The 25,093-nt window shown below is 44.6% G+C and carries 22 protein-coding genes, 1 pseudogene and 1 other annotated feature; of the genes and pseudogenes, 18 read left to right on the top strand and 5 right to left on the bottom strand.

Features of this window, described 5'->3' with window-relative positions; all coding sequences use genetic code 11:
* The first annotated feature begins 95 nt into the window (after positions 1–95).
* From JG770_RS03965 to JG770_RS03975, 3 genes are read left to right on the top strand one after another with little or no spacing between them, the layout of a single operon-like run.
* Complete coding sequence (locus JG770_RS03965; RefSeq protein WP_291955507.1) at positions 96–2,090, top strand: beta-galactosidase trimerization domain-containing protein; 1,995 nt, start codon at positions 96–98, stop codon at positions 2,088–2,090.
* A gap of 26 nt (positions 2,091–2,116) precedes the next feature.
* A complete protein-coding gene (locus JG770_RS03970) occupies positions 2,117–3,385 on the top strand; it encodes an alpha-L-fucosidase (protein WP_291955509.1) in 1,269 nt (422 codons plus the stop codon).
* A 41-nt stretch (positions 3,386–3,426) separates the two neighbouring features.
* Positions 3,427–4,200 carry a glucose 1-dehydrogenase gene (locus JG770_RS03975; RefSeq protein WP_291955511.1) on the top strand — a complete coding sequence of 258 codons (774 nt, stop codon included), beginning with the start codon at positions 3,427–3,429 and terminating at the stop codon, positions 4,198–4,200.
* A gap of 228 nt (positions 4,201–4,428) precedes the next feature.
* Here JG770_RS03975 and JG770_RS03980 read toward each other — a convergent pair whose 3' ends face one another.
* Complete coding sequence (locus tag JG770_RS03980; RefSeq protein ID WP_291955514.1) at positions 4,429–4,650, bottom strand: sulfurtransferase TusA family protein; 222 nt, start codon at positions 4,648–4,650, stop codon at positions 4,429–4,431.
* A 9-nt stretch (positions 4,651–4,659) separates the two neighbouring features.
* Complete coding sequence (locus JG770_RS03985; RefSeq protein WP_291955517.1) at positions 4,660–5,553, bottom strand: LysR family transcriptional regulator; 894 nt, start codon at positions 5,551–5,553, stop codon at positions 4,660–4,662.
* 335 nt (positions 5,554–5,888) lie between these two features.
* On the opposite strand from JG770_RS03985, the gene JG770_RS03990 reads away from it, so the two are divergent.
* The 9 genes and pseudogenes from JG770_RS03990 to JG770_RS04030 form a co-directional block, all read left to right on the top strand.
* On the top strand, positions 5,889–6,545 hold the full coding sequence (locus JG770_RS03990; protein ID WP_291955520.1) for a YeeE/YedE thiosulfate transporter family protein: 657 nt from the start codon (positions 5,889–5,891) through the stop codon (positions 6,543–6,545).
* 4 nt (positions 6,546–6,549) lie between these two features.
* The gene (locus JG770_RS03995) at positions 6,550–6,777 is read left to right on the top strand and encodes a sulfurtransferase TusA family protein (protein ID WP_149545720.1); all 228 of its coding nucleotides are present in this window, start codon (positions 6,550–6,552) and stop codon (positions 6,775–6,777) included.
* A 22-nt stretch (positions 6,778–6,799) separates the two neighbouring features.
* On the top strand, positions 6,800–7,336 hold the full coding sequence (locus JG770_RS04000) for a YeeE/YedE thiosulfate transporter family protein (RefSeq protein ID WP_291955527.1): 537 nt from the start codon (positions 6,800–6,802) through the stop codon (positions 7,334–7,336).
* A 51-nt stretch (positions 7,337–7,387) separates the two neighbouring features.
* On the top strand, positions 7,388–8,632 hold the full coding sequence (locus JG770_RS04005; protein ID WP_291955529.1) for an FAD-dependent oxidoreductase: 1,245 nt from the start codon (positions 7,388–7,390) through the stop codon (positions 8,630–8,632).
* Between the two features lie 241 nt (positions 8,633–8,873).
* The gene (locus JG770_RS04010) at positions 8,874–9,503 is read left to right on the top strand and encodes a class I SAM-dependent methyltransferase (protein ID WP_291955530.1); all 630 of its coding nucleotides are present in this window, start codon (positions 8,874–8,876) and stop codon (positions 9,501–9,503) included.
* A gap of 76 nt (positions 9,504–9,579) precedes the next feature.
* Positions 9,580–9,832: a binding site (T-box leader), on the top strand.
* A 72-nt stretch (positions 9,833–9,904) separates the two neighbouring features.
* On the top strand, positions 9,905–11,596 hold the full coding sequence (ilvB, locus tag JG770_RS04015; RefSeq protein ID WP_291955532.1) for a biosynthetic-type acetolactate synthase large subunit: 1,692 nt from the start codon (positions 9,905–9,907) through the stop codon (positions 11,594–11,596).
* Between the two features lie 83 nt (positions 11,597–11,679).
* A complete protein-coding gene (locus tag JG770_RS04020) occupies positions 11,680–13,239 on the top strand; it encodes an SPOCS domain-containing protein (protein ID WP_291955534.1) in 1,560 nt (519 codons plus the stop codon).
* Between the two features lie 141 nt (positions 13,240–13,380).
* Positions 13,381–14,544, top strand: coding sequence for a CapA family protein (locus JG770_RS04025; RefSeq protein ID WP_291955536.1), 1,164 nt, complete (start codon positions 13,381–13,383; stop codon positions 14,542–14,544).
* A gap of 14 nt (positions 14,545–14,558) precedes the next feature.
* Positions 14,559–14,741: pseudogene (locus tag JG770_RS04030) on the top strand (AEC family transporter); the annotation flags it as partial.
* Here JG770_RS04030 and JG770_RS04035 read toward each other — a convergent pair.
* Genes JG770_RS04035 through pdxS form a run of 3 tightly spaced genes read right to left on the bottom strand, consistent with a single transcriptional unit; the run spans position 14,702 to position 16,422 of the window.
* A complete protein-coding gene (locus JG770_RS04035) occupies positions 14,702–14,911 on the bottom strand; it encodes a hypothetical protein (RefSeq protein WP_363320914.1) in 210 nt (69 codons plus the stop codon). The pseudogene JG770_RS04030 and the gene JG770_RS04035 overlap by 40 nt on opposite strands.
* 40 nt (positions 14,912–14,951) lie before the next feature.
* The gene (gene pdxT / locus JG770_RS04040; RefSeq protein WP_291955558.1) at positions 14,952–15,533 is read right to left on the bottom strand and encodes a pyridoxal 5'-phosphate synthase glutaminase subunit PdxT; all 582 of its coding nucleotides are present in this window, start codon (positions 15,531–15,533) and stop codon (positions 14,952–14,954) included.
* Between the two features lie 7 nt (positions 15,534–15,540).
* A complete protein-coding gene (pdxS, locus tag JG770_RS04045; protein ID WP_291955538.1) occupies positions 15,541–16,422 on the bottom strand; it encodes a pyridoxal 5'-phosphate synthase lyase subunit PdxS in 882 nt (293 codons plus the stop codon).
* Between the two features lie 560 nt (positions 16,423–16,982).
* On the opposite strand from pdxS, the gene JG770_RS04050 reads away from it, so the two are divergent.
* The 6 genes from JG770_RS04050 to JG770_RS04075 all read left to right on the top strand — a co-directional run bounded on the left by JG770_RS04050 (position 16,983) and on the right by JG770_RS04075 (position 24,860).
* Entirely contained in the window at positions 16,983–18,425 is a 1,443-nt protein-coding gene (locus JG770_RS04050; protein WP_291955540.1) for a PLP-dependent aminotransferase family protein, read from the top strand.
* A gap of 48 nt (positions 18,426–18,473) precedes the next feature.
* Positions 18,474–20,879: an ATP-binding protein gene (locus JG770_RS04055; protein ID WP_291955542.1), complete on the top strand. Its 2,406-nt coding sequence runs from the start codon at positions 18,474–18,476 to the stop codon at positions 20,877–20,879.
* A 71-nt stretch (positions 20,880–20,950) separates the two neighbouring features.
* Entirely contained in the window at positions 20,951–21,757 is an 807-nt protein-coding gene (locus JG770_RS04060) for an Asp23/Gls24 family envelope stress response protein (RefSeq protein WP_291955544.1), read from the top strand.
* A gap of 21 nt (positions 21,758–21,778) precedes the next feature.
* A complete protein-coding gene (locus JG770_RS04065) occupies positions 21,779–22,624 on the top strand; it encodes a sulfide/dihydroorotate dehydrogenase-like FAD/NAD-binding protein (protein ID WP_291955547.1) in 846 nt (281 codons plus the stop codon).
* Positions 22,615–24,003, top strand: coding sequence for an NADPH-dependent glutamate synthase (gltA, locus tag JG770_RS04070; RefSeq protein WP_291955550.1), 1,389 nt, complete (start codon positions 22,615–22,617; stop codon positions 24,001–24,003). Before JG770_RS04065 ends, gltA begins: the two co-directional genes overlap by 10 nt.
* Positions 24,000–24,860, top strand: a complete 861-nt coding sequence (locus JG770_RS04075) for a DNA glycosylase (RefSeq protein ID WP_291955553.1) — start codon at positions 24,000–24,002, stop codon at positions 24,858–24,860. The genes gltA and JG770_RS04075 overlap by 4 nt, the downstream gene beginning before the upstream one ends.
* Positions 24,861–25,093 lie beyond the last annotated feature (233 nt).

Here is a 25,093-nt window from a genome sequence, read left to right on the forward strand (position 1 = left end):
ATACGCGGCTTGCTTAGTATATACTAAGCAAGCCTTTCAAAAGTATCCTGCGAGTAAGAAGAAGGTAAAAGCAATCGTAAAGGAGATGATGTTTTATGAGCAAAGTCGATTTGCGTTTCAGGCAAGTTCATCTAGATTTTCATACCAGCCCGGATATCGAAGAAATAGGCGCAAAATTCGATGCCGAGGAATTTGCGTCTACGTTGGAGAGAGCGTATGTGGATTCTATAACGTGTTTTGCCAGATGCCATCACGGTATGCTGTATTACGATTCCAAAGCCTTTCCGGAGAGGGTCCATCCCCATTTGGCAAACAAAAATCTGCTTAAAGAGCAGATAGAGGCTTGTCACAGACATAATATACGTGTGCCTATCTACATAACAGCGCAATGGGATCAGTACACCGCTGAAGAGCATCCGGAATGGTTGGCGTTGGATGGTGAAGGCAAGCCTTTAGGCAATGCCTTATTTGAGCCCGGCTTTTACAGAAAGCTGTGTGTCAATTCGCCTTACAGGGATTTCTTAAAAGCCATGACTCGAGAGGTATTGGAGATGTTTCCGGTGGATGGCTTGTTTTTTGATATAGTGCAGCCTACGCCATGTGCTTGTAGATACTGTCGTGCCGGGATGAAGGAAGAAGGTTTGGATCCGTCTAAATTGGAAGATCGACAAATCTATGGCCAGATGCTTATAAACGAATTTAAGCAGGATATGACAGCCTTTATAAGGCAGTTTAATAAGGATTGCACCATATTCTATAATAAAGGCCACGTGGGCCCAGCCCATAGACCTGTCGTTGATGCTTATACTCATTTTGAGCTGGAGAGCCTGCCTAGCGGAGGCTGGGGTTACATGCATTTTCCCATCGCTGTGCGATATGCTAGAAATCTTGGCTTGGATTGTTTGGGCATGACCGGCAAATTCCATACATCATGGGGAGATTTCCATTCATTTAAGAATAAAGCCGCCTTGGAATTCGAATGCTTTCATATGCTGGCCTTAAATGCCAAATGCAGTATAGGCGACCAGCTTGAACCGAACGGTAGATTGTCACAACCCGTTTATGATCTTATAGGTTCGGTATACTCACAGGTGGAAGAAAAAGAACCATGGTGTGCCGGAGCTAAAGCTATAACCGATATAGGCGTATTCACGCCCGAGGGATTTGAGGAGACCAACGATATACGCCTTACACCGGCCATCATGGGCGTAACGCGCATGTTGCAAGAAGCAGGTCATCAGTTTGATATCATTGATTCATATAGCTCTCTCTCGCCATATAAAGTACTGATATTGCCCGATAATATTCCCGTATCCGATGAATTCGCGGCTAAGCTGGAACGATACATAGCTGATGGGGGTGCTGTTATAGCATCCTTTGAATCGGGTCTTGACAAAACCAAAAGTACTTTTACTCTAAAGGCTTTGGGCGTTAAATTAAAAGGTCAGGCATCTTATAGCCCCGATTTCATAATGCCTAAAGGTGAAATAGGTAAAGGTCTGCCGGAGACCGAGCATGTCATGTATATGCGAGGGCTAGAGGTAGAACCCGAGGATGATACGGAGATATTGGCGGAAGTGGCTGTACCCTATTTCAACCGTACATGGGAGCATTTCTGTTCTCACAGGCATACGCCATCATCAGGAGAGATAGGATATCCAGGCATATTGAAACGCGGCCGCGCTGTATATTTTGCGCATCCGATCTTCACACAGTATGATAAGAATGCTCCGCGTTGGTGCAAGCAGCTTTTCTTAAACGCTCTGAATATGCTGTTGCCGGATCCCCTCGTATGCCACAGCGGCCCCAGTACCATGATAGTTACATTAAACGAGCAGGCCGATTATAATAGACTGGTATTGCATCTCCTGCACTATATACCGGAGCGTCGCAGCCAGGATATTGACATAATAGAGGATGTCATACCTCTTTATAACGTAAAGGTATCGGTGAAGATGGATGGCGAAGTAAAAGCTGTTATGTGCGTACCTGAAGGGGAGGCATTGGATTTTGAAATAAGAAACGGTAGGGTTGAGTTTATTGTGCCGGAAATAAATGGGTATCAGATGGTGGCCTTGCAGATGGCTTAATAGCAACTAGATGAGGAGGTTTTATTATGGCATTGAACAATGAAGAGCGCATTAAATGGTTTACCGAGGCGCGGTTTGGCATGTTTATACATTGGGGTATATATGCGATACCGGCCAGAGGCGAATGGATAAAAAGCCAGGAGAAGATAAGCGATGAGGATTATCAGCAATACTTTGAAGAATTCAATCCCATAAACTACGATCCTGTGAAATGGGCTCGGATAGCCAAAACAGCGGGACAAAAATATGTGGTTATGACGAGCAAGCATCATGACGGTTTCTGCCTTTTTGACAGCAAGTTTACCGATTATAAGGCCACAAATACGCCTGCTAAAAGAGACCTTGTGGAAGAATACACAGAGGCTTTTCGCAATGAAGGGCTTAAGGTTGGATTTTATTATTCGTTGCTTGACTGGCATCATCCCGATTATCCTGCCTATGGCGATGCACATCACCCCATGAGGGACAATGAAACATACAAGGGGCAACAACGCGATCTGTCAAAATATATAGACTATATGCATAACCAAGTAAAGGAGCTGCTCACCAACTACGGCAAAATAGATGTTATATGGTTTGATTTTTCCTATGATAATATGAAAGGCGAAACATGGAAAGCTGCGGAATTGGTAAATATGGTGCGTCAGCTGCAACCACACATCATCATAGATAACCGCTTAGGCGGAAACATAAAAGCTAGGGATCCTGAGATATACGCCGGTGACTTTGCTTCGCCCGAGCAGATTATACCACCTGAAGGCATTACCGATGAGGACGGCAAACCGATACCGTGGGAGGCATGCATAACCCTGAATGATCATTGGGGTTATTGCTCTGCCGATAAAAATTATAAATCGCCTAAGCAGATTGTAAGGGCACTAGTGGAATGTGTAAGCAAAAACGGTAATCTTTTGCTCAACGTAGGGCCGGATGCCAAAGGCGAGATACCGGAAGAATCTATTTGCATATTGGAACAAGTCGGCAAATGGATGGATAAAAACAGCGACAGTATTTACGGGTGCGGTGCGGCTGCGCTGCCTAAGCCGGAATGGGGGCGTTACACACAAAAGGGTGAGCTCGTTTATGCGCATATATACGATAAAACAGTAGGCCCTATAAATTTGCGAGGCCTAGGCGGTAAGATAAAGAAGGCCCGCCTGTTGTCGGATAGGTCGGAGGTTAAAGTGCTTAGGCCATGGAACGCCGCCGAATATCCGGACGATGCCTTTATAGACCTTGCAGGGGCTTCGCTGCCGGACGAAATAGATACCGTGGTGGAGCTGGAAATTATCTGAGAGAATTCGTGATTTTATATTAAAAATATAAGGAGGACAAAATGGACATATTAGCTTCCTTTAAGCTCAATGGCAAGAAGGCTATAGTTACTGGAGCTGCCCAAGGCTTGGGCAGAGCTATGGCAGAAGCATTGGCTCAAGCCGGTGCCGATGTGGTGATAGCCGATATAAATATGGAAAATGCCGATGCTGCAGCTCGGGAGTTGCAGCGGTTTGGTACCGATATCGTGCCTATTAAAGTTGATGTGACCGATCGAGTACAGGTGCAACAGATGATCGATAACGTGAGCAAGCGTTGGGGCAGACTGGATATATTTGTTAATAATGCTGGTATTGTTCGAAATGTACCGGCAGAAGAGATGAGCGAAGAAGACTGGCATGACGTTATAAACTTAAACCTTAATGCGGTATTTACATGTTCACAAATAGCCGGGCGCATGATGATACGTCAAAATGGCGGCGTTATAATAAATATTGCATCAATGTCGGGTATTATAGTAAACAATCCGCAGCCCCAGGTTTCATATAATGTATCCAAAGCCGGAGTCATTATGTTGACTAAATCGTTGGCGGCGGAATGGGCCAAGTACAATATACGTGTCAATGCTATAGCGCCGGGTTATATGAGGACGTCCATGACCGAAGAAAATCTAAAAACAGATATGGCAAAACAGTACTGGCTGGGATTAACGCCCATGCAAAGGGCCGGCCTTCCTGAAGAATTAGGGGGAGCTGTAGTATATTTGGCTTCGGATGCTTCCAGCTTTATGACAGGTCATACTATGGTTATCGACGGCGGCTACACAGTGTGGTAGGAAAATTTTCCTGTCAATAATCTGTGAAAAGGTCATGGCAAAGAGCTGATATTTATTCACTCAAAACTGAATATTCGGTGGTTGCAGCAAGTAATCCTTTGCTGCATAAAATATTCAAGGTGCTGTATCTTAAAAGCATCTGTGTAGAGTAGGTATTACCTGCTCAGCAGTGGTGGCGTTGGACACGCCGGAGATGTGATGCGGTTCACATGGCGGACTTTGAGCTCATCACATCTTTTCAATGTATATTTCCCACACGCCATTTAGGGGTTCGTCTATCTTGACTTTCAGTCCTCCATGTTTCAAATAATCGGATATGCTGCTTAAAACACAGCTATGGTCTATAACGAGTTTTACCGAATCACCCTTTTTAAGTTTTCCCATGATTTCCTTTAGCTTGAGCACGGGTACAGGGCACATTTCACCAAGACAATCAATATCATATCTCATATTTTTCACCTAACAAAAGCTTTTTTTGCCATACCCTTTAATGAAGTTAATAAAGTTCAACTTCAGCGGATCGGTAATTTTTTTACTGTGTATCAGCGAATAATGGTATTTAAATACCATATCCTCAACCTCGAGAATTATCAGGCTCTTGTTGTAGAGTTCTTTTTTAATTGATAGATACGGTACTACAGATATTCCCTCGCCTGCCAGTACAGATGATTTAATCGCCTCAAATGAAGACGATTCCATATAGATATTAAAAGAATGGACATCAATGGCATGAGAGGAAAATACGTCTTCAATGATTTGGCGAAGATAACATTTTTTATCTATTATAAAAAGGCTATATCGGCTTATTTCTTCTTTAGTGAGTATATTGCTATTTACAATTTCTGGGTTAGCCACAAAGTACATCCGTGAAGCACCCAGCGTTATGCACTCTATATCTTCATTGGCGTATTCCCCTTCTATAAAACCTATATCACACATGCCTTTCTCAATGTTTCTTATTACATTATCTGTAGAGATATATTCTATATCAAAATCAACTCCCTTAAATTTCTTCTTAAATTCATAGAGGCTGCACGGAAGAGAATAGTGGCCAAAAGATTGGCAGGATAGCATGAATATATTCCTTTGTGTGTTGGTTAATGACTCGAGGTCTTTATTCATGTGCTCATAAAGCTCCAGTATCTTCTGAGCGTATTCATACACTATATTTCCGGCCTCAGTGGGTTTTACACCCTTATTGCTGCGTTCCAACAATTTTGTATTAAGTTCCTGCTCCAGAGATTTTATCTGCATACTTATAGCAGGTTGAGAAAGATAAAGTTCTTTTGCAGCAATAGATATACTTTTATAGTATACAGTTTGATAAAAAGCCCGTAAGCTTGCAAGTTCCATACCTATACCCCCAATACATGATAAATAAATGTCAATACTAAAAGTATTATACACCATTTTGTGTTTAAATAAAAGCTTAATTTTATTGCCAACAGCCCTGTAATTTTACAATAATAACCAGAGATGAAAAATAACATTTAGATATTTTCGCAATAATAGCCTTATAATGCCATCAAAAATAAACAATATATGTATATTTTGCTAAACGCAGCCATCTTGAGATAAGATATGCTTATGCAGCATTCGTTAAATTTATAACAATAATGCGAATTTGTATGATATAATTATGTCAAAGAGCAGTTAAGCTCTGAAATGACAAAAGGGAGAGTGAGAAAATGGATGAAGTAAAAAGGCCCAAAAGGAAGAAAAAGAACCAAGTACCGGCAGGTATAGTATTGCTAATTATTGTTATAGCAGTAGGTATCGTGCTGGCAGGCATTTCGTCAATGCTAAGTATCTATTGGATTTTTGGCATTTCCTTTGGGTTTGTGCTTCAAAAATCAAGGTTTTGTTTTACGGCTTCATTGAGAGACCCTGTGTTGACGGGCAGCACATCGCTTACAAGAGCTGTAATTGTAGCCTTGATGCTGGCAACCATAGGATTTGCTGCGGTTCAATACAGCGCAGTGTCCAAAGAGCTCCCTGTACCAGGCAATATCGCTCCTGCAGGTATTTTCACAGCCATAGGTGCCACCATGTTTGGCATTGGGATGGTTATAGCAGGAGGATGCGCATCTGGTACTCTAATGAGAGTTGGCGAGGGTTTCGTGCAGCAATGTATAGCATTGCTATTCTTTATAATCGGCTCGATGTGGGGTGCTCATGATTATGGCTGGTGGGCTGATACCTTCTTTTCTAAAGCGCCTACTATATTTTTGCCCGATCTGTTAGGGTGGGCACCGGCACTTTTTGGCCAGCTTATAGTATTAGCTATACTATTTCTTATAGCTGAGTGGTATGAAAATAAAAAATTAGGTTCTGAGGAGGAATAAATTTATGGCAGAATACAGATTGGATTGTCTTGGAGAAGCTTGTCCCGTACCTCTCATCAAGACGCAAAAAAAGATGGAACAGCTCAAAGTCGGTGATACTTTAATAGTGGAGATAGATCATAGCTGCGCCATGAAAAATGTCCCGGAGTGGGCCAGGAAAGTCGGTTATAATGTAGAGATCGAGGAGGTGGATGATGGAGAGTGGGAGATATATATAGAGAAAACTAAATAATATCTTAGAGGGGTGTGATAATATGAATCTTATAAACTCACCTTGGTATAAAAGAATATTTAAGGATGCATGGTCATACTGGACCGGCGCAATTCTTCTGGCAACACTCAATACTGCGATGGTTGCAATATCGGGCAAAGGGTGGGGTGTTACAACAACATTCGCATATTGGGGCGCCTGGATATTACAGCTATTTGGGGCAGATGTTTCTGGCTGGAACTTCTTCCAGTTGGAAGCAAACTCCAAAGCCCTTGGTCAGTCAGTGTTTACTAACACAGGCTCTGTCCAGAATATCGGAATAATTGTAGGTGCGCTACTGGCTACGCTTTTGGCGTCACAGTTTAAAATCAAAAAGTTGAAGTCATATAAGCAGTTTATTGCGGCGGCGTTGGGCGGTTTGCTCATGGGATATGGTGCAAGAATCGCATTCGGATGTAACATAGGTGCCTTCTTTAGCGGGATAGCCTCAATGTCTGTGCATGGATGGGTATATGCTATTTTTATATTCTTAGGAGCATGGATAGGGAGCAAATTGCTTGTCCGCTATTTTATGACTTAAAGGCGGTATATCCGCCTTTCCTTTTTAATATTTTTTTGTAGAGGTGTAATAATGGAGAAAAAGAAAGAATTTTATGATGTAGTAATTATCGGAGGCGGCCCGGCCGGTATGACTTCTGCTATATACTGTGGCAGGGCAAGGCTGAAAACCCTGCTTATCGAGAAATCACTCGTAGGCGGTCTGGCCACATACACCAGCGAGATAGAAAACTATCCGGGATTTCCTGAATCTATAAGCGGGAATGATCTTATGAAACTCTTCGATAAGCAGGTCAAAAAATTCGGTGTGGACATAAAATTGACTGATGTCAAAGGATTAAGATTTGAAGAGAGGTATAAGGTTGTATCTACCTTTCGGACAGATTATTATGCCAAGGCGGTAATAATCGCTACAGGAGGCAAACCGCGTCTAACAGGTGCCAAGAACGAGGAAAAGTATCTGTATGACAAAGGTATTTCATTTTGCGCCACATGTGATGCGGCATACTATACAGACAAAGATGTTATGGTCATAGGCAGCGGTGATGCAGCTATAGAGGAGGGCATCTTCCTTACAAAGTTCGCCAGACAGGTAAGCGTATCGGTTATACATGAAGAAGGGGTAATGGATGCAAACAAGGTAGCCCAAGAGAAAGCATTGAAGAATGAAAAAATGAAATTTTACTGGAATACGGTAGTAGATTCTTTCGAGGGAGAAGAACGCCTTGAAAGGGTTGTGCTCAAAGATCTAAAGACAGGAGAACTGATACCTGTAAAGGTTGATGGATGCTTTCTTTTCATAGGCTATCTTCCCAATACGGAAATCTTCAAGGGAATAATCGATATGAACGATAAGGGTTATATAAAGACAAATGAGATTATGGAAACAAATGTTGAAGGGATTTATGCCGTAGGTGATGTAAGGGATAAATTTTTAAGGCAGGTCTCGACATCTGTAGGGGATGGTGCAACTGCGGCTGTTATGGCGGAAAAATATATTGAAGAGACCGATTATTTTGAAAAAGAAGTCTTTGGTCAGCAGATACCGGTAATGGCATATGTATATAACGCAGTGGAAAGCTATGACAGAGAGTGCCTCATAAATCTTGAGAATCTGGAAAAACAGTTTGAAGGCAGCGTAAAACTCTGCCGAATAGATATCTATAAGTCCGATATGCCGCTAAAGAGGCTTAAGTGCGAAAAGAGTCCATGTGTTGTGTTTATAGAGGATGGTAATATTGTAAAATATGAATACGACATTGACCGCGTGAAGGATGATTTGGAGATGCTGATATCGAATAAGGTGAGCATCAGTTAAGGCTTGCAGGGACAGGAGAAACAGCCTGTCCTTTCTTTTTTATGAAGGACTTATTGCCCAGCAGTACCAAAGGCGGCTTGCCTTCTTTCATTAAATGTACTATTATAGCTATAGTATTTCGATAATCGATAGGCCGTTGCAACAAGCTATGATTTACCGCGTAAAATCGGTTGTTGACATAGCTTGATTCAAATATGCGCGGGCGCCAGTTTGGAAATTTAAAGTTTGAGGAAGGATAATTATGGCAAAGATATCCGCTTTTGAAAAACATTTTGACAGGTATGAGGAGTGGTTTCAAGAGAATAAATATGCCTATCTATCGGAACTGGATGCCGTGAAACTACTGATGCCAAAGTTTGAAAGGGGATTAGAGGTAGGTATCGGCACAGGAAAATTTGCAAAACCCCTTGACATAAAATACGGGGTTGAGCCTTCGGAGCAGATGAGAAAGATAGCGTTAGGACAGGGCCTTAATGTGACGGAAGGTGTGGCGGAAAGCCTTCCTTTCACCGACGATGCCTTTGACCTTGTGCTAATGGTTACAACTGTCTGCTTCGTAGATGATGTGATCAAATCATTTAAAGAGTGTTTCAGAGTACTAAGAAGCGGAGGAATAATTTTGATAGGCTTCATTGATAGAGAGAGCACTTTAGGGAAAATATACCAGATTAATAAAGAGAAGAGCTTGTTTTACAAGGAGGCCACCTTTTATACGACGAGTGAGATAGTTGACATGCTTTATAGAGCCGGCTTTAAAAATTTCAATTTTTCACAGACCATCTTTAAAAGACTTGGCGAGATAAAAGATAAAGAACCGGTAGAATACGGTTTTGGCAAAGGTTCTTTTATTGTGGTAGGCGCTGAAAAATAATATAACCAAAAATTTTTCTTGCCATAACCATGAAGTTGTGGTATAGTTGTATCATCAAAATTGTATACATAATTCGTTAAAGGCCATGAAAGGGAGAGTAGCTGTCATATGAGAGCTTACAGAGAGCCGGGCGGAAGTTGAGAACCGGCAGCGCAGTGATAGCGAAAGTAGCCCTGGAGTTGCTGGACTGAAATATAAATATAGAGTAGGTTCAGACGGAAGCGCCCGTTATAAGCGCGAGGTATATTTATATGTACCTGCGGAGGTTGTTGCCGCGAGGCAGCAGCGAAATTGGGTGGTAACGCGAAATATAACCTTTCGTCCCTATAAGGACGGAGGGTTTTATTTATATTAAAGTTTGGGAAAGGAGGAAGGTCATTCGAATGGAATGACCGGCTTTAATGAAAATAACCGGAGCAGAAGTTATCATAAAGTGTTTGGAAGAACAGGGTGTCGATCTGATATTTGGCTACCCGGGAGGCGCTGTTTTGCCGTTGTATGATGCGCTTTACGGTTCCAATATAACGCATATATTGCCATGCCACGAACAGGCGGCCACGCATGCGGCTGACGGCTATGCCAGAGCCAGCGGCAAGGTAGGGGTGGTATTTGCCACTTCCGGGCCAGGCGCTACCAATACCGTTACCGGTATTGCCAATGCATATATGGATTCAGTGCCAATGGTAATATTTACAGGTCAGGTGGCATTGTCGCTACTGGGCAAGGATTCTTTCCAAGAGGTAGATATAACAGGCATCACCATGCCGATTACGAAACATAATTATATAGTGAAAGATGCGCAGCGTTTACCGGACATAGTAAGGGAGGCTTTTAATATAGCCCGTTCGGGACGGCCCGGCCCGGTGCTTATAGATGTTCCTAAAGATATACAGACCGCTCTTCTGGATTATGAACCCGTGGCGGTAGCTACGGGATACGAGAGTTGTAATATATACAGCAAGACATGTATGGATGAAGATGAGCTGAAAGCGAACATAAATCAGGCTGCACGCCTCCTGTCAGAGGCCAACAGTCCGGTTATATATGCTGGCGGCGGTGTTATAATATCGCGTGCTCATGAAGAATTAAAGGCGTTTGCTGAGAAACTGAAGATTCCGGTGGTTTCTTCCCTTATGGGTCTTGGCGGATTTCCTGCCAACCATCCGCTTTTCCTAGGCCTTGTTGGCATGCATGGCAGCCGTTATGCAAATTATACAGTATCCAACAGCGATGTGCTGATAGCTATAGGGGCGAGATTCAGCGATAGGGTTATAAGCAATGTGCAGCGTTTTGCGCCAAATGCTAAGATAATCCATATAGATATAGATCCGGCTGAGCTTGGGAAAAATATAAGAGTGGATGTGCCGATAAACGGGGATGTTAAGACAATATTGAAGGAATTATTGGATATGGTGCCCGAAAAAGCTTTCAATGGATGGAATAAACAGGTGCAGCAATGGAGAGAGCAGTATAAGCTAAAAACAGATTTTGGCCCGGGACGGATAAAACCCCAATATGTTGTTCAGAAGATATATGAATTAACGCAAGGTTTCGGCATAGTGACCACTGAGGTGGGCCAAAATCAGATATGGGCCGCTCAGTATTTCAACTATGCAGAGCCTCGAAGCTTTATCTCATCAGGTGGCTTGGGTACAATGGGGTACGGTTTGCCTGCCGCTATAGGAGCGCAGCTTGCCAGGCCAGATAGGCGTGTTATAAACGTGGCTGGCGATGGAAGCTTTAAGATGAATTCAAATGAATTATCGACGGCTGTTAAGTATAAGTTACCCGTTGTAGAAGTGATTTTAAATAACCATGCCTTGGGTATGGTCAGGCAGTGGCAGCGGCTGTTCTATCAAGGACGTTTTTCGCATACGACACTGGGCGTTGACACCGACTTCGTTAAACTTGCGCAGGCGCATGGAGCGGAGGCTCTAAGAATAACCATGAATGAAGAAGTGGAAGATGCGTTGAGGCATGCTTTGTCTATCACCGACCGGCCCACGCTTATAGAATGCGATATAGACAACAATGAAAATGCCTATCCTATGGTGGCACCGGGTGCGGGTATAGATGAGATAATAGATGAATAAAAAATTTTCTCCAATCTAACATATTCTAGGACAGGATGTTATATCTATATTAATAGGAAAATGTGGATTGGAGGAGAAATAATATGCCGCTGGAATTTTTGCGCAGTACTATAAAAACTGGCCAGTTAATAGCTGCAGCATCGACCGAATCGGTGGTGGAAGGGGATATAATAGTATCCGATATGAGACCGGATATAGCGAGGGTGCTATGGATAGACGGAACGGTAAACATAAGCAGCAGCGAAGTTATTCAGGATAAGGTGATGATCGAAGGGGCCATAGATTTCGATATAATATATGTGCCCGAAGGGGAAAACGGATTACCGCAAAATATGGAGGGGAGCATATCGTTTAACCAATATATGGATGTGCCCGGTGCCAAGCCAAAGGCGAGCTGCGATTTGAGCGTTAAGCTTCAGTATATCGATTATACTTTGCTAAATGGCCGTAAATTGGATGTGCAAGCCATAGTGGCCATTGACGCCAATATTATAGACGAAATCCAATTAGATATTGCTTCAGACGTAAGCGGCCTTAGCGATATAGAAGTCCAAAAGCAGGGTATGTTCTTGACAAAAGTGGTAGGCAGCGGTTCGTCGCAGGCTTTGCTTCGCCAGGGCGTGGAGCTTCCGGATGATAAACCTTCTGTAAAGGAACTGATATATTATAATATAAAGCCCTTGATAAGTGACTTTACTGTACTGGATAACAGGGTAAATGTCAACGGCATTTTGCATATATTCGCTCTGTATGTTACTGACGAACAGGATGATCTGATAGAAAATATAGAGGATGACATTGAATTCGAGCATACAATAGATGTGCTTGGAGCGTATGTAGGCCTAGACTGTCTGCCCAAAGCGGAAGTAAGCGATATATCGGTGGATATAAAAGAGAATCCGCTGGGAGAAATGCGCATTATAAATCTGGAAACCATGTTGGACTTAAAAGTATCGCTCTTTGAAAAAGATGAGATGGAATTTATAAGTGACATGTATGCCGTAACCGCGGCTCTCAAAACCGAGACCAAAGAGATAAAGCCGATGGAATATCTGGGTTCCGTACGATCTGAAGTCTCGTTTAAGGGCATTGCGGGCATATCCGCCGGTCCCGAGGCGGATATGCTTTATGCCGTCAAAGGCGATGCATTGATATCTGAATGCAGCGTGGAGGACGGCAATATAAATTTAGAAGGGTTCGTTAAAATAGAAGGCCTGTATTCTGCGGCTTATTCCCAACAACTTGTGAATAGTTTTACTCAGGAGATACCGTTTAAAGCGTCTATGACCATGGACGGTGTAAAATCTGACAGCGTGATAAAGCTAGACACATTAGTGAAAGACATGGCTTACAGCCTTATATCAGCCGATTCGGTGGAAATAAACGGCCGGATTGTTCTGGATGCAGCTGTATGGGGATCAACGCCGCTAAAGGTTATAGTGGATGCACAGGTTTCAGAAGAACCGCCGGAGAAGCCTGCCGGAATAATAATTTACTTTGTACAGCCGGGCGATACGCTGTGGTCTGTGGCCAAACGCTACAGCACCACTATTGAGAGGCTGAAAACGCTTAATGAATTGGATGATGAAGCCGACGTGACTGCAGGCAGCAAGCTCATCATATATAATAATATAGCGGTCTAGGTTACAGGCTCTGTATGCTCGGCCATACAGAGCCTGCGGTATGCATCTGGTGAATATAAGCAGCCGAAAATATGGACGAGCTGTTGGAATTAGTGTAATTATGCGGTATAATAATGGCAGAACGATTGCAAGGAGAAGAATATGCCGCCTAAACGTATACTTTGCATAGTATTAGCCGTCAGCATGATTATAATAACAGCCGGCTGTTCGTGGCTGTCTCCGACGCCGCAGCGACCCGAAGCTCAATCCGAGCCGCAGCCGCAACCTGAACCGCAGCCCGTTCAACCAGAGCCGGAACCTTTGCCGCCGCCTCCGGATAAGGACATGAAACTTGTTGTGGCAGGGGATATAATGTTGTCAGCCAACAGGGCCGCCGGCATACAGATGGCAGAGCATGGCTATAAATACCCGTTTGAAGAGGTGAAGGATAAACTGGCAGCCGGCGATATAACATTTGCCAATATGGAAAGTCCTATATCTACGACGGGCAAAAAACTACCTGGGAAAGGCATAACATTTCGTGCCGATCCGATTGTACTGGATGGCTTAAAATATGCCGGTATAGATATAGTATCGCTGGCCAATAACCATATACTAGATTACGATGATCCGGCCTTGCTGGATACATTGCGCTTGTTGGATGAGGCGGACATATACGGGGTAGGGGCCGGCAAAAATATAACGGAAGCCAGAAGCCCTGTCATAATAGAAAAAAACGGGTTAAAAGTCGCATTTTTAGCCTATAGCGATATGGCGGACATATATTTTAGCAATGCATATAAAAAGGTCTTTGCCGCCGCCGATGATAGGCCCGGGGTCGCGCCTACCGATATGGACATGATACTGGAGGATGTAAAAGCGGCAAGGCCGCAGGCCGATATAGTAATCGTATCTCTGCATTGGGGTGTAGAGGATAGCAATGACACTACCCCTCAACAGAAGGAAATGGCCCACAGCATTATAGATGCCGGGGCAGATGCTATATTTGGGCATCATCCGCATGTACTGCAGGGCGTGGAAATATACAACGGCAAGCCTATAGTTTATAGTTTGGGCAATCTCATATTCGATCAATTGAAGGAGAATAATAAGCAATCTATGATATTGGAGATGGACTTTACCAATGATAAATGGACAGCAGCCAAGGCATATCCTGTCTATATGCGGGAGAAAGGTCATCCTGTTATAGCCTCCGGCTCAAAAAAGGACGAGATATTGAATAAGATTGCTGAATTATCACAAAATATGGGAACTAAGACTGAGATAACAGAGGATAGCATTATATTCACTATTGATAAACAATAGAAGAGGATGGCGATTTGATAATACTAGATTCTATACAAAGCATACTGCCTATCATTATAATGATAGCTGTCGGTTATGTACTAACGCGAAAAGGCTGGTTTAATACTGATACTTCGAATCTATTCTCTAAACTGGTTACTTCTGTGGCTTTGCCGCCTTATATGATATATAATATTATGAGCACATATACGAAGGATAAGCTTATACAAGCAGGGCCGGGCCTGATAGTTCCTTGTTTTCGGCTGGATGTATTGTATACATCCAGCCCTATTTCTATGAGATCGGGAAAAAGCTCATGTATGTCGCCGCAGGAGTGGATGGCTACATATTTGCCGGCATCATGGGCTTTTTTAAACATGCGCGCCATGCGTGGCTTGATAAAGCGTTTCCATAGTTTCGGTCCATGATTATACTGTAGATTTTGCTACTATGTCGGCAAAATACCGGTGAAAGCTGAGATCGTCGGTCAGTTCGGGATGAAACGACGTAGCAAGGAGATGGCCTTGCCGTACAGCTATGATCTTGCCGTCGAGCTCGGCCAATACCTCGACGCCGTCATCGGCCTTCTCAACATAAGGGGCTCTTATAAATACCAACGGTATCGGGTATTCGGCTACTGCGGGAATAAGCATGACAGTTTTGAAACTGTCCAATTGACTGCCGTAAGCGTTGCGCCTAACATGTATATTCATGAGGCCCAGATGGACATTGTCATCGTTGATTATATGTTTGGCCAACAGGATCATGCCGGCGCATGTACCCCATACAGGCATGCCGGCACGAGCCCGCTCTATAATTCTATCTTTAAGTTTATAATCGGTGATGAGCCGCCCTATAGTCGTGCTCTCGCCACCCGGCAGAATCAAGCCGTCTATAACATCCAGGTCGTCCGCTGTTTTAACCTGTACCGGTTTTACATCTTCGAGGCGTTTGAGCATTACAGTATGTTCTATGACCGAACCCTGCAGGCCCAGTATACCTATACGCAGCATATGGTTACCAGCCTCTTTCGGCCATGCGCTGTGCGGCCTCTATCTGGCTTATCTCCAGACCGGGCATAGCCTCGCCCAGATCTTCCGAAACCTCGGCAAGAACCTTCGGATCATTATAATAGGTTACCGCTTTGACAATGGCTTCAGCGCGTTTAGCCGGATCAGCCGATTTGAATATGCCGGATCCTACGAATACGCCATCGGCTCCGAGCTGCATCATAAGTGCCGCGTCGGCGGGCGTGGCTACACCGCCGGCTGCGAAATTGACCACCGGCAATCTGCCATGCTCGGCTACATATACCACGAGATCGTATGGGGCCTGCATCTCTTTGGCGGCCGACATCAGCTCTTCTTTGGGCATGTTTTGGAGTTTTCTTATCTCGTCCATGACCGTGCGCATATGGCGTACGGCTTCTACCACATTGCCTGTGCCGGCTTCGCCCTTAGTCCTTATCATGGAGGCCCCTTCGCCGATACGCCTTAAGGCTTCGCCGAGATTGCGCGCACCGCATACGAAAGGTATCTTGAAATCCCATTTGTTGATATGATACATCTCATCGGCGGGGGTCAACACCTCGCTTTCGTCGATATAATCGATACCCAGCGCCTCAAGTATCTGTGCCTCTACGAAATGCCCTATTCTGGCCTTAGCCATCACGGGAATGCTCACCGCGCGCTTTATCTCCTTTATTATCTTCGGGTCGGACATACGCGCTACACCACCCTGTTTGCGTATATCAGCCGGTACCCTTTCCAAAGCCATGACGGCTACTGCGCCGGCCTTCTCGGCTATTTGTGCCTGCTCGGCGTTGGTGACATCCATTATTACGCCGCCTTTCAGCATTTGGGCGAGGTTTTTGTTTAATTCATAGCGTTCTTTATCCATAGGTTTTATATCATCCTTTCTTTGACTTTACAAAATCATAATAGTGTAGTATAATGTATCGATACAATTGTATTGCATTATGTATGATTTTTAGTGTTATTATGACACAAAGTCATGCATATGTCAATATTGGATTTTGGCATGTGCGATTTGAAATAGATCCAAGATTGGTAACTGATTAGTCTCCAGATCATATGTGTCGAGTGCAGTGAAACTATAGCTCGCTTCGGGCATTTCCAGCGATACATAGTGGTATAAAGCCTTCGCAGTCTCGAGAATGTTTCTAGTACGCTTAACTGCTCGCTCCGTTTCGTCAGGCTAACGCCAGCAATTCGCATCCATGCTCAGTGCTGGCTGGCTGGGCGTCCATGCCCAGCCTACGCCTGACGTTCGCTTCGCTTGCAGAGCGTACAACGAAACATTCTAAGGCCTGCTTCCGGCTTTAACCACTATTTCTCGAAGGAGCAGCTTATCCGACCTCTGACATCCGACGGCTGACTTCCAGTGTGTCCTATTTCAAATCGCAGTTTAACATATTTTATAGAAAAGGGTGGGGTGATATGCCGGATTTTATAGGAGATATAGAACTCGAACGGTCATGCGGCAAGCCTTTGTACATGCAATTATATGAGCAGTTAAAATATATGATAAAGGACGGTAAACTTCAGCCGGGGCATAAACTGCCGCCTATACGGGAGTTGGCGGGTATGCTCGGCGTAAATTCAGTTACCGTAGTGAAAGCATATAAAAGGCTTGAAACCGACGGCATGGTTTTTTCAAAAACCGGCAGCGGTACCTATGTATCGTCCGATACCGCTATAGCATCTATGCATGAATATACGCTGCCGAGCCATGATGTAATCGACTTTGCCAACTTTACACCATCACCCCAATTGTTTCCTGTGGAACATTTCAAGGCGCTGATAAATGAAGTGCTGGAGCGCGATGGGGGCATGGCATTCGAGTATCAGGATAGCCGTGGATATCCACCGTTGCGTGCCGCTCTGGTTGAATACGCTGCTACTGTCGATATAGAAGCGCATCAGGATGATATACAGGTTATTTCGGGGGCTCAGCAGGGCATAGATATATTGTCCAAAGCGTTGTTGGACTTTGGCGATACTGTTGTTATGGAAAGTCCAAGTTATACAGGTGCCATAGCTGCGTTTCGTTCGCGCAACGTGCGTATAGCCGAAGTACCTATGAATGAGGACGGACTGGACATCAGGATATTGGAAAGACGTGTCAGGGAGGACAACCCGCGCCTTATATATGTGATGACCGATTTTCATAATCCTACAGGTGTATCGTATTCTCTGCAGAAACGCAAACAGCTCCTGAATATAGCACGGCGCTATGATATTCTTATAGTAGAGGATGATTACTTGAGCGAGCTTAACTTCTCCGGAAATAAGCAGCCGCTGCTAAAGTCGATGGATGATGATCAGCGCGTCATATATATAAAAAGCTTTTCTAAAATTCTTATGCCTGGGCTGCGCCTCGGTTTTATGGTGCTACCACGCCGCGATGATATTTATCATAGGGTATTGGATGCGAAACACGCATCGGATATATCCACGTCAGGCCTTATGCAGCGCGTGTTGGAACTTTATCTAAATCGGGGCCTGTGGTACGAGCATATAAATATTATATACGGCGAATATAAAAGACGTTACGAGCATATGCTGCAAGCCCTTGATCGATATATGCCTAAACAGATAAAGTATTATGTGCCGTCCGGCGGCCTGCATATATGGCTTTTACTGCCTGAAGGCTGTTGTGACCGCAAGTTATACGGATATGCCGTGGATGCCGGCGTTATATTTGCGCCGGGTTCGGCATTTTACCCCCGGGCCGATAAGTCGAGGTATTTAAAGATAAGCTTTGCATCAACCGATGAGGAACAAATAGATATAGGCATAAAAAGGCTTAGCCAAGCTATTAAGGCTTACTTGAGCGATAAATATAAAAAAAATAACAATCGATATACACCGCTCTTATAGTTGTGGTATAATTCTAGCATATAACTTTTTTGAAGGAGGGTTGAACTGATGGAAGAATTGACGTACAGACAGTTGAAAAAAGAATGTGATCCAAATGCCTTTAACTTTGATACTACTGAAGAAATAGAGCCGCTGGATGGCATAATAGGGCAGGATAGGGCTGTTAAAGCCATGGAATTCGGCCTTAAAATAAAAATCCGCGGCTATAATATATATATGAGCGGTCTTAGCGGAACAGGAAAAACGAGTTATGCTCAATGGTATGCGGAGAAAATAGCGAGCCAACAAGATGTGCCGGATGATTGGTGCTATGTATATAATTTCGATGATCCCGAGAAACCATTGGCATTGAATCTTCCGGCCGGTATGGGCAGGATGTTTCGCAACGATATGGAAGAATTGATCAATATATTGGAAGAGGAGATCCCCAAGCTCTTTTCTGGTGATGAATACGAAAAAGAGAGCAATTCCATATTTAAGCAGCTTCAGGACCAAAAAAACGAATTGCTCATGCAACTCGATCAGCAGGCAGCCGAGCAGGATTTTCAGGTTAAAACTTCCGGTTCAAGCATATATTTTGCACCTATAATAGACGGCAATGTCGTAGAAGAGGATGATTATAATAAGCTGGACGAGGAGACAAAACGCCGACTCAATGAAAAATCCAGTCAAATCCAGGTGAAGGCCATGGAGATAATGCGCAAGGTAAGGAATCTGGAAAAAGAAGCCAGAGCTAAAACGAGCGAATTGGACAACCGCATAGCTTTGTTGGCGGTGGGGATGCACATAGACGGTTTTAAGCAAAAGTATGCGGATTATCCAAAGGTTGTAAGCTACCTCGAGGCTGTGAAGAATGACATATTGCTCAATATAGATGACTTTAAGGAGCAAGATGACGGCGATGATGAAGCTTTGCCGCTAGGATTTTTATACAACAAACGCAGCGGCCTCGATACGGATAAATACAAGGTAAATGTGCTGGTAGATAATACCGACTCTATGGGAGCTCCTGTTGTAGTGGAATTTAATCCTACGCAGGGCAACCTTATAGGCCAGATAGAGTATGAGAATGAATTCGGTTCATTCAGCACCGATTTCTCCATGATAAAGGCGGGATCATTGCTCAAGGCCAATGGAGGTTATATAATACTGCAGGCCAAAGATTTGCTCGCTAATTGGGAGGCATGGGAGGCGCTTAAGCGTGTGCTTAAAATGCGGGCGCTGACTATAGAGAGCAATGACAGGGGTTCGCTTTCGCCGGCTGTTTCTATAAAGCCGCAGCCTATACCGATAGACGTAAAAGTCATTTTGATAGGCAGCAATTATATATATGAAACGCTTTATGAGTTCGACGAGGATTTTGCCAAACTGTTTAAAATAAAGGCTGATTTCGATGACGAGATGGACCGCACTCCCGAGAACGAGTATAAACTGGCACAATTCATCAGTTCCTTTTGCAGCAGGGAGAAAATAAAACCGTTTGATCGAAGCGGCGTGGCAAGAGTAATAGAATATGCCTCGCGATTGGTGGAGGATCAAACCAAATTGTCCACACGGTTCAACGATATCGTAGAAATATTAGCAGAAGCTGGCACATGGGCGGAAATAGATGGTAGCAATATAGTGGATGCGCGGTATGTGGATAAGGCCATAGAACAAAAAGAGTACAGATCAAACCGCTATGACGAGCGGATCGATGAGGCAATGGTTGACGGTACCATAATGATCGATGTGGATGGCTGGAGAATAGGGCAGATAAACGGTTTGTCCATATTAAATGTAAGCGATTATGAATTCGGCAAGCCTTCGCGTATAACGGCTACCACGTATATGGGAGAAAGCGGTATAGTAAATATAGAGCGCGAGATTGAGATGAGCGGTACGTCGCACAGCAAGGGCGTGCTCATATTAAGCGGTTATATAGGCGAAAAATATGCGCAGGATATACCGTTGGCGCTTACGGCCAACCTGTGTTTCGAGCAGTTGTACAGCGGCATTGACGGCGACAGCGCCTCTAGCACCGAGTTATATGCCATATTATCAAGTTTGGCCGGAGTGCCTATATATCAGGGGTTGGCGGTTACGGGCTCTGTAAATCAAAAAGGCGAGATACAACCGGTGGGCGGTATCTCAATGAAGATAGAAGGCTTCTTCGATATTTGCCGTAAAAGAGGGCTGACTGGACGACAGGGCGTTATTATACCTGCGCAGAACGTCAAAAATCTTACGCTCAAAGATGATATTATAGAGGCGGTAAAAAACGGCCTGTTTCACATATATGCCATAAGCAGCATAGACGAGGGCATAGAACTGCTCACTGGCATACCGGCCGGCCAAAAGCAAGCTGACGGCAGCTATCCCGATGGTACTATAAACGCCATGGTCTATAATAAATTGAAATATTACGCTGAGACAATGGCCAATGTGGGTAAGCATAGAGATGCTGACCGTTGATTTTATGGATTTGTCGGGTACTATTGTAATGACATGCATGTTGGTGTTAAAATAAAATGGAGGCACAATTAATGAAGGTATATGCGCTGATAGGCCCTAGTGGTACCGGAAAGAGCTATAAAGCGGTCAGTGTGGCGGGGCAAAAAAATATAGATTATATTATAGATGACGGTTTGCTCATACAGAGCAATAAAATAATAGCTGGTTCGTCGGCTAAAAAGGAGCCTACTAAGATAGCGGCTGTGAGGCGGGCGGTATTTATGGACCCGGAACATGCCGCGGAGGTTAAGGCCGCTATAGACGCCTACAAACCGAACGGCATATTGATACTGGGTACATCGGAGGAAATGGTGAAACGAATAGAGCACAACCTTGAATTGCCGTCTATACAGGAAATGATATATATAGGCGATATATCATCGCCTACGGAGATATATACGGCGAGGAGAATACGCACGGAAGAAGGAAAGCACGTTATACCGGTTCCGACTTTTGAGGTAAAAAAGGACTTTTCGGGTTATTTTATCGATAGCGTCAAGAGCCTTATATTCAGAGGCAGACGGCCGCATATAACCGAAAAAACCATCGTCAGGCCAACATATAGCTATAGAGGACGATATACCATATCGGATAAAGCCGTAGCCGATATAGCGGTATACAATTGCACGAATATACCGGGTATAAAGAATGTACTCAATGCCGCAGTGGATATAAATGGCGAGGGCGTGATCATCAATGTAGACGTGGCCATGGAATATGGTTTCGATATGCGTGCGATATTGCAAGAGACCCAAAGACGCATAAACAAAGATGTGGAATACCTGACCGGTTTAAATGTGCTGCAGGTCAATATTTCGGCCCGCAGCGTGGCTATATAGTATATTGGGAAGGAGATTGCAGTGTATAAAATATTGAGGAAGGAAAAACTCGCACCGTCGGTGTACCTTATGGAGGTGGAGGCTCCGCTTGTAGCGCGGAAAGCGCAGCCCGGCCAATTCATAATACTGCGCGTATACGATATGGGCGAGCGCATACCGCTAACCATAGCGGATTATGATAGGGATAAGGGTACTATTACTATAGTATTTCAGGAAATAGGTAAAACCACAAAATTGCTGGCGGCTTTGGAGGAAGGGCAGTATATACAGGATTTTGCAGGACCTCTTGGGAAACCTTCCGAATTCGACGGTTTAAAAACCGTGCTGGCTATAGGCGGAGGAGTAGGGGCTGCTCCTTTGTATCCTCAGGTGCGCAGAATGCATGAAATGGGGATAGATGTGGATGTTATTCTTGGAGCCAAGAGCAAGGATTATCTTATACTGACTGAAGAAATAAAGCCATTTTGCCGCAATATTTATATAGCTACCGATGACGGATCGGTCGGATACCATGGCTTTGTCAGCGATGTATTAAAAAAGCTTGTGGAAGAGGACGGGCAAACCTATGATAGAGTCATAGCTATAGGGCCGCTCATTATGATGAAGGTAGTATCCGGCATTACCAAACAATATGATATACCCACCATAGTCAGCATGAATCCTATTATGATGGATGGTACCGGGATGTGCGGGGCTTGTCGCGTCAAAGTGGGCGATGAGGTGAAACACGCCTGTGTCGATGGGCCAGACTTTGACGGTCACCTTGTGGATTTCGATGAGGCCATGAGGCGCCAGGCTTTTTATAAAGATGAGGAGAGACTGGCATTGCTTACGTTGGAAGAAGGAGGACAGTGCCAATGCCATTAAAACTCGAACGCACGCCTATGCGCGAGCAAGACCCGGCGCAGAGGCGCCGCAACTTTGATGAGGTGGCGCTGGGATATTCACCGGATGAGGCTATGAAGGAGGCACAGCGGTGCATACAATGCAAGCGCCCGCTTTGCGTCGACGGCTGTCCGGTTCATGTTCAGATACCCCAATTTATAAAATTGATTACTGAAGGACGTTTCGAAGATGCCGCTCAAAAGATAAAGGAGACCAACAATCTTCCGGCCGTATGTGGCAGGGTATGTCCCCAGGAAGAACAGTGCGAGGCCCAATGCGTCCTGAATCGTAAAGGCCAAAGCGTGGCTATAGGTCGATTGGAGAGATTCGCGGCCGACTATCAGATGGAGAGAGGTATACCGGCTCCCGAGCAGCCAATCAAAACAGACAAAAAAGTGGCTGTCATAGGCAGCGGCCCGGCTGGGCTTACGGCAGCAGCCGATCTGGCTAAACTGGGTTATGACGTTACTGTATTTGAAAGTTTCCATGAACTCGGTGGCGTATTGGTCTATGGCATACCGGAATTTCGTCTGCCCAAGGCTCTGGTCAAGCAAGAGATAGAATCCCTGAAGCGCTTGGGAGTGAATTTTGTGACCAATGTTATAGCGGGCAATACGCTTACTATAGACGATCTGTTCGACGACGGCTACCAGGCGGTATTTATAGGTACAGGAGCGGGATTACCCAAATTTATGGATATACCCGGAGAAAGCTTAAACGGCGTATATTCCGCCAATGAATACCTTACGCGCGTAAACCTGATGAAGGCATACCTCTTTCCTAAAGCAGATACCCCTATAAAGAAAGCGCACAAGGTAGCTGTGGTAGGCGGTGGCAATGTGGCCATGGATGCCGCCCGTTGCGCATTGCGTTTGGGCGCCGATGAGGTCCATATAGTGTATAGACGTTCTGAGGCCGAGATGCCGGCCCGTGCGGAAGAGGTCCATCATGCCAAAGAGGAAGGTATCATATTCGATCTTTTGACCAACCCTATTCGTATAATAGGCGAAAACGGCAGGGTCACAGGTATGGAATGCATAAAGATGGAATTGGGTGAACCCGATGCATCCGGCCGCCGACGTCCGATGCCGGTAAAGGGATCGGAATTCATCATGGAAGTGGATGCCGTCATAATGGCTCTTGGCACAACGCCCAATCCTTTGATAGCGTCTACCACACATGGGCTGGATATACAGCCGTGGGGAGGCATAATAGCCGATGAGGCAACCGGTGCCACAAGCCGCCCTGGGGTATATGCCGGCGGCGATGCCGTAACCGGTGCCGCCACAGTTATATTGGCCATGGGAGCCGGCAAAAAAGCCGCGGCAGCCATACATGAATATCTGGGGGGCAAGAAGTGACCGTAACCCGAGCTGATGATGATACTATAGTGCTGGACAATGTCCGGCACTTTTATCTTGAACATATATTTGAATCCGGCCAGTGCTTTCGTTGGAATGCTTCGGGCGAGGGAAGCTATATAGGCGTAGCCATGGGGCATGTGTTGGAAATATGCCAGCATGGGCAAAACGTGGTGCTTCATCCGTGCACAATGGAAGAATTTGAGCGAGTGTGGCGCCGATATTTTGATCTGGATACCGATTATGAAGGCATAAAGCATAGCTTAGCCGGTGATCCTATTCTGGACAAGGCAATGGGATTCGGTTATGGTATGAGACTGTTGCGCCAGGATCCGTGGGAATGTCTAATATCATTTATTATATCGGCTAATAACCGCATTCCGCGTATAAAAGGCATAATAGAACAATTGTCGATGAGGTATGGAAAACCCCTGGAGTATAAAGGGAGCCTTTATTATGATTTTCCGTCTCCAAATGAACTTGCTGTGCATACGCCGGATAATATATACGAGTGCCGTTGCGGCTACAGGGCTCCGTATATAGTGGAAACTGCAAGGATCATAGCCGCCGGTGAAATTGATCTCAAGGCTATCGAGGGGATGGAATACGATGAGGCGCATCGCGCTCTTATGAAATTGCCGGGTGTGGGGCCTAAAGTGGCCGATTGCGTTTTACTTTTCGGCATGGGCAAAGGAGAGGCTTTTCCCGTAGACGTATGGATAAAACGCGTTGTGGAGCAGCTTTATCTGCCCAACGCCTCGCTTAAGGATATAAAAAAGTGGGCGTATCAGCGTTTTGGCCGATTGGCCGGTATAGCCCAGCAGTACCTTTTTTACTATATAAGAGAAAATAGCTGATAATTCGAGATATAAGGAGATATCATGAGCTATATCATATTTTTAGTCTTATACGGCTATTTTCACCCGTATAAGGCATTTGATTATTAGCGGAGCATTTTATAATATATTAAATGTAATTAGCACTCGACACCAATGAGTGCTAACAATAGTATTACATAATAAATTTAGATAGAGGAGGTACTTAAAATGGCTTTAAAACCATTGGGTGATAGGATAGTTATCAAACAGGT

This window comes from Mahella sp. (assembly GCF_020054945.1).
In the GTDB taxonomy this organism is placed as follows: domain Bacteria; phylum Bacillota; class Clostridia; order Mahellales; family Mahellaceae; genus Mahella.

Coding starts and splice junctions, on each gene's coding strand:
- JG770_RS03965 (WP_291955507.1), top strand. CDS start 96: ATGAGCAAAGTCGATTTGCGTTTCAGGCAAGTTCATCTAGATTTTCAT.
- JG770_RS03970 (WP_291955509.1), top strand. CDS start 2,117: ATGGCATTGAACAATGAAGAGCGCATTAAATGGTTTACCGAGGCGCGG.
- JG770_RS03975 (WP_291955511.1), top strand. CDS start 3,427: ATGGACATATTAGCTTCCTTTAAGCTCAATGGCAAGAAGGCTATAGTT.
- JG770_RS03980 (WP_291955514.1), bottom strand. CDS start 4,650: ATGAGATATGATATTGATTGTCTTGGTGAAATGTGCCCTGTACCCGTG.
- JG770_RS03985 (WP_291955517.1), bottom strand. CDS start 5,553: ATGGAACTTGCAAGCTTACGGGCTTTTTATCAAACTGTATACTATAAA.
- JG770_RS03990 (WP_291955520.1), top strand. CDS start 5,889: ATGGATGAAGTAAAAAGGCCCAAAAGGAAGAAAAAGAACCAAGTACCG.
- JG770_RS03995 (WP_149545720.1), top strand. CDS start 6,550: ATGGCAGAATACAGATTGGATTGTCTTGGAGAAGCTTGTCCCGTACCT.
- JG770_RS04000 (WP_291955527.1), top strand. CDS start 6,800: ATGAATCTTATAAACTCACCTTGGTATAAAAGAATATTTAAGGATGCA.
- JG770_RS04005 (WP_291955529.1), top strand. CDS start 7,388: ATGGAGAAAAAGAAAGAATTTTATGATGTAGTAATTATCGGAGGCGGC.
- JG770_RS04010 (WP_291955530.1), top strand. CDS start 8,874: ATGGCAAAGATATCCGCTTTTGAAAAACATTTTGACAGGTATGAGGAG.
- ilvB (WP_291955532.1), top strand. CDS start 9,905: ATGAAAATAACCGGAGCAGAAGTTATCATAAAGTGTTTGGAAGAACAG.
- JG770_RS04020 (WP_291955534.1), top strand. CDS start 11,680: ATGCCGCTGGAATTTTTGCGCAGTACTATAAAAACTGGCCAGTTAATA.
- JG770_RS04025 (WP_291955536.1), top strand. CDS start 13,381: ATGCCGCCTAAACGTATACTTTGCATAGTATTAGCCGTCAGCATGATT.
- JG770_RS04035 (WP_363320914.1), bottom strand. CDS start 14,911: ATGGCGCGCATGTTTAAAAAAGCCCATGATGCCGGCAAATATGTAGCC.
- pdxS (WP_291955538.1), bottom strand. CDS start 16,422: ATGGATAAAGAACGCTATGAATTAAACAAAAACCTCGCCCAAATGCTG.
- JG770_RS04050 (WP_291955540.1), top strand. CDS start 16,983: ATGCCGGATTTTATAGGAGATATAGAACTCGAACGGTCATGCGGCAAG.
- JG770_RS04055 (WP_291955542.1), top strand. CDS start 18,474: ATGGAAGAATTGACGTACAGACAGTTGAAAAAAGAATGTGATCCAAAT.
- JG770_RS04060 (WP_291955544.1), top strand. CDS start 20,951: ATGAAGGTATATGCGCTGATAGGCCCTAGTGGTACCGGAAAGAGCTAT.
- gltA (WP_291955550.1), top strand. CDS start 22,615: ATGCCATTAAAACTCGAACGCACGCCTATGCGCGAGCAAGACCCGGCG.